The organism is Streptomyces sp. MS191 (assembly GCF_008042125.1).
In the GTDB taxonomy this organism is placed as follows: Bacteria; Actinomycetota; Actinomycetes; order Streptomycetales; family Streptomycetaceae; genus Streptomyces.
The window spans coordinates 2,525,392-2,532,723 of sequence record NZ_RDBI01000040.1; the positions used below are offsets into that span (position 1 = coordinate 2,525,392).

At 69.8% G+C, this 7,332-nt stretch carries 6 protein-coding genes; 4 read left to right on the top strand and 2 right to left on the bottom strand.

The window, feature by feature from the left end:
- Positions 1-17 precede the first annotated feature (17 nt).
- Positions 18-1,526: a cytochrome ubiquinol oxidase subunit I gene (locus tag EAO71_RS18655; RefSeq protein ID WP_147978747.1), complete on the bottom strand. Its 1,509-nt coding sequence runs from the start codon at positions 1,524-1,526 to the stop codon at positions 18-20.
- Between the two features lie 204 nt (positions 1,527-1,730).
- Between EAO71_RS18655 and EAO71_RS18660 the strand changes: the two genes are divergently transcribed.
- The gene (locus EAO71_RS18660; protein ID WP_147978748.1) at positions 1,731-2,138 is read left to right on the top strand and encodes a cyclophilin-like fold protein; all 408 of its coding nucleotides are present in this window, start codon (positions 1,731-1,733) and stop codon (positions 2,136-2,138) included.
- A 108-nt stretch (positions 2,139-2,246) separates the two neighbouring features.
- On the opposite strand, the gene hisC is transcribed toward EAO71_RS18660, so the two are convergent.
- A complete protein-coding gene (gene hisC / locus EAO71_RS18665; protein ID WP_147978749.1) occupies positions 2,247-3,344 on the bottom strand; it encodes a histidinol-phosphate transaminase in 1,098 nt (365 codons plus the stop codon).
- Positions 3,345-3,722: 378 nt separating this feature from the next.
- Here hisC and EAO71_RS18670 point away from each other — a divergent pair, with 378 nt between their 5' ends.
- The 3 genes from EAO71_RS18670 to EAO71_RS18680 form a co-directional block, all read left to right on the top strand.
- The gene (locus EAO71_RS18670) at positions 3,723-4,829 is read left to right on the top strand and encodes a LacI family DNA-binding transcriptional regulator (protein WP_147978750.1); all 1,107 of its coding nucleotides are present in this window, start codon (positions 3,723-3,725) and stop codon (positions 4,827-4,829) included.
- Between the two features lie 408 nt (positions 4,830-5,237).
- The gene (locus EAO71_RS18675; protein WP_147978751.1) at positions 5,238-6,470 is read left to right on the top strand and encodes a metallophosphoesterase; all 1,233 of its coding nucleotides are present in this window, start codon (positions 5,238-5,240) and stop codon (positions 6,468-6,470) included.
- Between the two features lie 159 nt (positions 6,471-6,629).
- On the top strand, positions 6,630-7,332 hold a 703-nt coding region (locus EAO71_RS18680), incomplete at its 3' end, for a hypothetical protein (protein ID WP_187282705.1).

Sequence of the window (7,332 nt, forward strand, 5' to 3'; positions counted from 1 at the left end):
CCTCGATCTCCTGAGCCTCAGTACGAGAAGGCCATGGGCCGGTCGGGGTCACGGTCGTCCCCGCCGATCTTGGTGGGCGGGTTGAGGTCGGACTCGGTGAGCTCGGGCGGTCCGGCCTTGACGTACTTCACCAGGAGGCGGACCTCGATCACGGCGAGTACGGCGTAGAGGAGGGTGAAGACGATCATCGAGGTGAGGACCTCGCCCTGGGAGACACCGGGGGAGACGGCGTCCCTGGTGCGCAGCACGCCGTACACGACCCAGGGCTGACGGCCCATCTCGGTGAAGATCCAGCCCCAGGAGTTGGCGATCAGGGGGAACAGCATGGTCCAGAGGGCGATGATCCAGTACCACTTGGTCAGGCGCGGGCTGAGTGCCTTCCGCTTGAACAGGACCAGGTTCGGCACTTCGTCCTCACCGGTCCGCATCCCCGGCGGCAGCAGGAACTTCTTCCGGGTGAGCCACAGACCGAGCATGCCGATGCCCAGCGAGGCCATCCCGAAGCCGATCATCCAGCGGAAGCCCCAGTAGGCGACGGGAATGTTGGGCCGGTAGTCGCCGGGGCCGTACTTCTCCTGCTCGGCCTTGTTGACGTCGTTGATGCCCGGGACGTACGAGCTGAAGTCGTCGTTCGCGAGGAAGGACAGCAGTCCCGGGATCTCTATGGCGACCGTGTTGTGGCCCTTCTCCACGTCTCCGTAGGCGAAGACGGAGAAGGGTGCGGGCGCCTCGCCGTCCCAGAGTGCCTCGGCGGCGGCCATCTTCATCGGCTGTTGCTTGAACATCACCTTGCCGAGCAGGTCACCGCTGATCGCGGTGCCGAGGCCGGCGATGATCAGGGTGATCAGGCCGAGGCGCAGGGAGGTCCGCATCACCGGAATGTGCCGCTTGCGCGCCAGGTGGAAGGCGGAGATGCCGACCATGAACGCGCCGCCCACCAGGAAGGCGGCCGTCATGGTGTGGAAGAACTGCGTGAGGGCGGTGTTCTGGGTGAGCACCTGCCAGAAGTCGGTGAGCTCGGCCCGGCCCCGCTCCTCGTTGATGCGGTAGCCGACCGGGTGCTGCATCCAGGAGTTGGCCGCCAGGATGAAGTACGCGGAGAGGATGGTGCCGATCGACACCATCCACATGCAGGCGAGGTGGATCCGCTTGGGCAGCTTGTCCCAGCCGAAGATCCACAGACCGATGAACGTGGACTCGAAGAAGAACGCGATCAGCGCCTCGAAGGCGAGGGGCGCCCCGAAGATGTCACCGACGAAGCGGGAGTAGTCGGACCAGTTCATGCCGAACTGGAACTCCTGCACGATGCCGGTGACCACCCCCATCGCGATGTTGATCAGGAAGAGCTTGCCCCAGAACTTCGTCGCCTTGAGGTACTTCTCGTTCTCCGTACGCACCCAGGCGGTCTGCAGTCCGGCGGTGAGCGCGGCGAGCGAGATCGTCAGGGGAACGAAGAGGAAGTGGTAGACGGTGGTGATGCCGAACTGCCAGCGCGCCAAAGTCTCTGGCGCCAGAGCTAGGTCCACGTCAACTTCTCCTTACACGCCGTGGTCATGAGGGGCAGTGTGCCCCTTGAATCCCACCCATCCCGGTATGAACCGGGACACGCTTGTGAACGCGTTCACATTCACAAGCATTATGTCTCATACGAAATCCGTACCGGCAAGGGGGGTCCCCCTACCGAAGGCCACCTCTTCCCAAGACCTTCAACATATTGTTGAATCCGGGCTATGAGCCTTCGGATACGTATCTCCTGGCCGGCCGGACAGATCACGGCCACCCTGGAGGAAACCCCCACGAGCAAGGCGCTCGCGGGGGCTCTTCCGATCTCCTCCACCGCCCGGACCTGGGGCGAGGAGGTCTACTTCGACACACCGGTCTCCGCCGTCGTCGAAGCCGGTGCCCGACAGGTGGTGGCGCCGGGCACCGTGGCCTTCTGGACCGAGGGGGACGCGCTCGCCCTCCCCTACGGACCGACGCCCATCTCCCAGGGCTGGGGATCTCCCCCGGCGGAGTTCGCGGGAGAGTGCCGGCTCGCGAGTCCCTGCAACCTGCTGGGCGCGCTGGACGGCGACCCGCGTGTCCTCGCCACCGTCAGGGACGGCGACCCCGTCCGGGTCGAGGCCGTCCACGGGTAGCGGCGCCCTTCCGCCCGGACGGAACCCGGGCGGCGCCTCGTCGTCGCGGACCCGGCCGAGGGCGGGCCGACGCCGTGCGCCGACCCACGCCGCGGGACGGGACAGCCGTCAGGCGTCCCGGCGGAAGCCCTCCGCCGTCTTCAGGAACAGGTCGTTCGCCTCGCACTCACCGATCGTGACGCGCACGCCCTCCCCCGCGAACGGCCGCACCACCACACCGTGCCGCTCGCACTCCGCGGCGAAGTCCATCGTCCGCTCGCCGAGCCGCAGCCAGACGAAGTTCGCCTGGGTGTCCGGCACGGTCCAGCCCTGGGCCGCGAGCCCGGCGTGGACCCGCTCGCGCTCGGCCACCAGCGAGCCGACCCGCCCGAGGAGCTCGTCCTCGGCCTGAAGCGAGGCCACGGCCGCGTCCTGCGCCAGCTGGCTCACCCCGAACGGCACCGCCGTCTTGCGCAGCGCCGCGGCCACCGGCTCGTGGGCGATCGCGAAGCCGACGCGCAGCCCGGCCAGGCCGTACGCCTTGGAGAAGGTGCGCAGCACGGCGACGTTCGGCCGGTCACGGTAGAGCTCGATCCCGTCGGGGATGTCCGAGTCACGGACGAACTCGCGGTACGCCTCGTCGATGACCACCAGGATGTCGGACGGCACCCGGTCCAGGAAGCGCTCCAGCTCGGCACGGCGCACCGCCGTGCCCGTGGGGTTGTTCGGGTTGCAGACGAAGATCAGCCGCGTCCGCTCGGTGATCGCCGCTGCCATCGCGTCGAGGTCGTGCACCTCGCCGTCGGTCAGCGGCACCTGCACGGAGGTCGCCCCGCTGATCTGCGTGATGATCGGGTAGGCCTCGAACGACCGCCAGGCGTACATGACCTCGTCGCCCGGGCCGGCCGTCGCCTGGATCAGCGACTGGGCGACGCCGACCGAGCCGGTGCCGGTGGCCAGGTGCGAGAGGGGCACGCCGAAGCGCTCGGCGAGCTCCTCCATGAGGCCGGAGCAGGCCATGTCGGGGTACCGGTTGAACTGCGCGGCGGCGGCCAGCGCGCTCTCCATGACACCCGGCAGCGGGGGGTACGGGTTCTCGTTGGAGGACAGCTTGAAGGCGACCGGCCCGCCCGCGGCGGCCGGCTTGCCCGGCTTGTAGGTGGGGATGCCGTCCAGCACGGCGCGCAGCCTCGGGCCGCCCGCGCTCGTCCCGCCGGTCTCGCTCACTGCACTCACTGTGGTCCTCCTCGACCGTCCGTACCACCAATACTCCTCACCTTATGAGGATTCGCCTCCGCTGCGAATGGGCTGTGGACAACGGACGGGACACGCTGTGGAGAACCGGGGGAGCGCGGGCCCCGGTGGCGCGCGCCGGTGGCGGGCGCCGTGGCGCGCATCCCCCGTAGAGGTGAGTTGAGACCTCTTCGAGACCTGCCCCCCTTGGCAGGCTCATACGCGTCGACAAGCCCAGGTCCCACGCCTGAACCCCCAACACCATTGATTTCCACGGCGATTGAGGCTTGTTGATCATGCAGAAACGTGCCTGTCAACGCGTGCATATGCGACCGTCCCAACCACCCGCCCTCGCCCTACTATCGGCTCGCCATGACAGCAGCAGGGAAGCACCAGGTGAGCCGGGCACAGACCCGGGGGAGCCGGCAGGGACGAGCGGGCATCCGGGACGTGGCCGCCGCCGCCGGAGTGTCCATCACGACCGTCTCCGACGCGCTCAACGGCAAGGGCCGGCTCCCGGACGCCACCCGCCGCCACGTCCGCGAGGTCGCAGACCGGCTGGGCTACCGCCCATCCGCGGCGGCCCGCACGCTCCGTACCGGCAAGTCGGGCCTCATCGGCCTGACCGTGACGACCTACGGGGATGAACCTTTCACCTTCACCGAATTCGCGTACTTCGCGGAGATGGCCAGAGCCGCCACCTCGGCCGCGCTCGCGCGCGGCTACGCCCTGGTCATCCTGCCCGCCACCTCCCGCCATGACGTCTGGTCGAACGTCGCCCTCGACGGCACCGTCGTCATCGACCCCTCCGACCACGATCCGGTCGTCACCGAACTGGTCCGCCAGGGCCTGCCCGTCGTCTCCGACGGGCGCCCCGCCGGCACCCTCCCGGTGACCGCCTGGGTCGACAACGACCACGAAGCCGCCGTCCTCGACCTCCTCGACCACCTCGCCGCCGCAGGCGCCCGCCGGATMGGCCTCCTCACCGGCACCACCACCGACACGTACACCCGCCTGTCCACCACCGCGTACCTCGACTGGTGCGAGCGGGTCGGACAGGACCCCGTCTACGAGGCCTATCCGGCGCACGATCCGTGCGCGGGCGCCGTCGCGGCCGACCGGCTGCTCGCCCGCCCGGACCGACCCGACGCCGTCTACGGGCTCTTCGACCCGAACGGGACGGATCTGCTCGCCGCCGCCCGCCGCTACGGGCTGCGGGTACCGGAAGATCTGCTGCTGGTCTGCTGCAGCGAATCGACCGTCTACGCCAACACCGAACCGCCCATCACGACCCTCTCGCTCAAGCCGCGCCGGATCGGCACGGCCGTCGTCCAGCTCCTCATCGACGCCATCGAGGGGATCGACACCGACGGACCGATCGAGCGGGTCATACCGACGGAGCTCATCGTGCGGACGTCCTCGCAGAGGCGTTCGCCGCGCACCACCGTCAGCCCGCCCCGGTCGCCCTCGAAGGACTAGGGCGTGTCGCGAAATTAGCGCTGTGCGTCCGGATCCCCCGTCGGGATCCGGACGCACAGCGTCACCGGATCACGCACCACGATCCGGTGACGTTGCTCCGGAAACGGACGGACACACCGGCGCGCGGGGCTCCGGGGCGCGCGGGACCGGCACGTTTCCCATGGAAGGCGCCCTCCCGTGCCGCCACGATCCGACCCGAAACACGGGCCCGGCCAGGAACCTTCCCTGGCCTGGACCTTCCCAATTCGGGCGAAACAACCGATGAACCCGGAGTGGACCCGGATTCATCACCCCTGGTGCGTCACACAGGAGGACCCTCATTCCTATGATGGGCGCACGACATCGTGGACCACCCCGACCAGGTCGGTCCGTGATGTGCAGGGCATCGCGACGGTGGTGGAGGGGTCGATGACTCAGGGGGCCGGGCAGGAACCCGTGGTGCGCACGGCGACATTGCGTGACTTCCGCGTACCGCCGTACGCCCGGGTACCCGTGCAGGGCCAGGCCGCCGAGCCGCCCGCGGGCGGCTCCGTGGTCGTGCCGGCCGAGGGTGCGGGCGCCGACGGCACCGTTCCCGAGGCCGACCGGCCCGTGCACAGCCCTTCGGCGCCGACCCTGCACCTCGGCCACGTCGCCGGGACCGGTTCGTCCATCGTCGCCGTCGCCACGGGCCACCCCGGCAACGCCTTCCCCGAGGGCGAGATGCCCGAGGGGTACACCCCCACGGAACGCGACCTCCCGGTGATCAACCGCGGGGACACCGTCCAGGTCCAGGTCGAGCCCGAGACGGCCCCCGCACCGGCCCCGGCGGCCGGTGACGGCCCCGGACCGCTCTACGTGGTCGGCGACGTGCACGGCTATCTCGACGAACTCCTCGCCGCGCTGCGCGAGCAGGGCCTCATCGACGCGGACGGCCGCTGGGCCGCGGGCAACGCCCGCCTGTGGTTCCTCGGCGACTTCACCGACCGCGGCCCCGACGGCATCGGCGTCATCGACCTCGTCATGCGCCTGTCCGCCGAGGCGGCCGCCGCCGGCGGCTACTGCAAGGCCCTGATGGGCAATCACGAGCTCCTGCTGATCGGGGCCAAGCGTTTCGCCGACACCCCCGTCAACTCCGGCGCGGGCACCGCCACCTTCCAGGCGGCCTGGCTGCTGAACGGCGGCCAGAAGTACGACATGGACCGCCTCCAGGACGTCCACCTGCAGTGGATGTCCCGGCTCGACGCCGTGGTCGAGGAGGACGGGCACCTCCTGATGCACTCCGACACCACCGCGTACCTCGACTACGGCAGCACCATCGAGGACGTCAACGAGACCGTCCACGAGATCCTGACCCGGAACGACGCGGACGAGGTCTGGGACCTGTTCCGGAAGTTCACCAAGCGCTTCGCCTTCCGCGACGACGCCGGACCCCAGGCCGTGCAGGAGCTGCTCGGCACCTACGGCGGCCGGCGCGTGGTACACGGCCACAGCCCCATCCCGTACCTGCTCGGCCAGGTGGGCACCGAGGACGGCGAGAGCGGCTCGGACCCGGTCGTCGACGGTCCGCACGTCTACGCCGACGGTCTGGCGATCGCCATGGACGGCGGAGTGACCATGGCCGGAAAGCTGCTGGTCGTCCAACTCCCGCTGCAGGACTGAGGCATAACCCTGCGCATCCGGGGAAGGCGATTTCCGGAAACCCCCTGTCACCCTGTGGCGTAACGGCAATACCATCGGATCACCAGTAGCAGGCTCTCCTCCGTTTCCGCCCAACTGCCCGTTTTCCGCGGTCAATCCGGCCTTACGGAGCATCGGGGGATGCACATGAACGTGGCTCCGCACCTGCTGACCGAGGACCGCGCCGAGTACGAGCGCATCCTCGACGACGCACTGCGCAACGCGCACGACCGTCCGGATCTGGCCGAGATCGGGAAACGGCTCACGATCGCGCAGCTGCGCGCGATGGCCCTGAGCGCGACAGCGCTGATCACGACCGCCGCGGCGGTCGAGTACGACCACTTCGTGAAGGTCCGCGAAGAGGGCCGCTCCCCGGCCGGCGCCCGGGTCATGGGCGCCGTCCTCGCGGGGGACGGCGACCCGGGGACCAGTGGCCCGGGCGCGGGGATCGTCGCGATCGTCACGGTCCTCGCCCCCGTGCTCGCGGGCGCGGCGGCGTTGATCTTCCTGCTGGTCGGGGCCGTACTGAAGGTCCTCGACCCGGCACTCGCCTTCGCCGACACCCTCCTGACGGCGGGCTGGTTCTTCGGCGCCGTCGCGGCGGCCGGACTGCTCTGCGCGGCCGTCGGGATCCTCGTCACGGCGCTGCGCAACGGCGCCACGGACACCGCGGCGGACGATCCGGGCGGCGGGGAACCGGCCGACGAACTGTCGCTGGCCAGGGCGGCGTGGCGCAGAGCGCTGCTCGAACGCGGCATCCTGCCCTTTCTGCGGGACGCGCTGGCCGACCCCGACGCCGCCCACCCCACCTTCTCCCCGCCGCAGCAGCGCACCCCGCGCATAC